Source organism: Thermogutta sp. (assembly GCF_014359955.1).
GTDB lineage: Bacteria > Planctomycetota > Planctomycetia > Pirellulales > Thermoguttaceae > Thermogutta.
This window is the reverse complement of the sequence record NZ_JACIYL010000970.1, coordinates 1-1,454: the sequence shown is the minus strand read 5'-3', so window position 1 is coordinate 1,454 and position 1,454 is coordinate 1. Positions and strand designations below refer to the sequence as shown.

At 56.7% G+C, this 1,454-nt stretch carries 1 protein-coding gene; it reads right to left on the bottom strand.

Annotated features, from left to right (window positions below; all coding sequences use genetic code 11):
* Positions 1 to 1,321, bottom strand: a 1,321-nt coding sequence (locus tag H5U08_RS18655; protein WP_297036607.1) for a hypothetical protein, incomplete at its 3' end; no start/stop codon positions are given.
* Between the last annotated feature and the right edge of the window lie 133 nt (positions 1,322 to 1,454).

Genomic DNA, 1,454 nt, shown 5'->3' with positions numbered 1-1,454 from the left:
GCACGAACGTCATGATGGCCCAGCGCTCCTCTCGCGTGAGGGGAAACTGCGGCATCCGCAGTCGATGGAGAGGACTCTGGAATGTTATCCCGTAATCGAAAACCCGGGGCTGCGTCAATTTCAGCCACAGCCAGCTTTCCCGGCGACGCATCCCTAGTAGCGTCACCGCTGCATCCTGAGTGAGATTGGTTGGCGGCTGCATGCCGACGCCACCCGCAAGAGAATTATCGTGGGGGGCAGACGTGGCTTTGGAATCAGGGCCGGGGCAAAGCTCGTTTGGCCCAATAGTGCCCGACAACGTATTCGCCGGTGTCTGTCGTGGTGAGATTCGGTCCGCCACGCCATCCCCGGTACTGAAAATTTGTCGACCAAGTTCGCGGTCCTGCAGCCCTATATCCGCTATTTCGCGAGCAGTCAGAAATCGAATTTCCGTTTCGCGCATTCGCACTGGCCGTTGCGGACTTCCGGCTAGGTTAACTATAAATCCCCAACGAATGACTCGTAGTCGTTCCATGCCGGATTCCAGCCTGGCCAGTCCCTCTTCCATCTTCGCGCGGGTATCATCTGACTCGATAAGCCCGTAGCGTTGGGCACGACGGAAATAAAAGTCGAGGATATTTGCCAAGCGAGCTCGCTGCAGCACATGATCCACTCGTGGCGGGTCGGTACGGAAAAACAAATCCCGGAATATGTTTTCCGTCGCTTCGATTTGATCCACAATCCGCATACAGAGGTCTTCGGAACGAGCCTGGTACGTTCGGGATTTTACTTCGATAAATGTTGCGACCAAGCGGTTAGGACGCAACTGCACACGGATCAGATCGCATCGAGCGGCCGAATGCGTCCGCCTCCCACGCTGGGTCGGTCCGAAAAGTTCCGGATGCGCATCGACAGGAATCAGAATCGCATCGCCCAGCTCGCCGCGAGCCTTTAGCCAGGCCACCACAATGCCGAGACTGACAGCCTCGCGAGCTCGGCCCTCATCACCTAGAACTCGCAGAGCCAAACGCCCTGAAACGGTCTTCAAATGATTGAGCACCTGCCCCACGCTGTCTTCAACCTGCCGGAATCCGAGTTCCTCCATCGCGCGTCTCAGTATCTCCTCCACCTCTTCGCGGTGGGTGGTTGTCACCAACATCCGGTGACCAAGACCATCGAGGAACTCTGGGGCATAGTCAAGCAAGTACTTGCGTGCGGCCGTCCCGCCGGATACCTCTCCCGCTGTGTCGAAAAAGTCCACGCCGAAAAATCGGTCCAGTGTGATTACCCAATCAGATATCTCGTGGATGGCATCCAATCTCCGGTGTTCTTCAGACGACAATCTTACTCGTACTGAGGGAAGGACTGGGGATTGCTTCGCGGTGATCAAACGACCAATTCCCCGTAACCACGCTCTTTGGAGATCGACCAGTGCTGCGGGTTTCGATCGATAGGCCGGGTGTCGCTGATTCGGT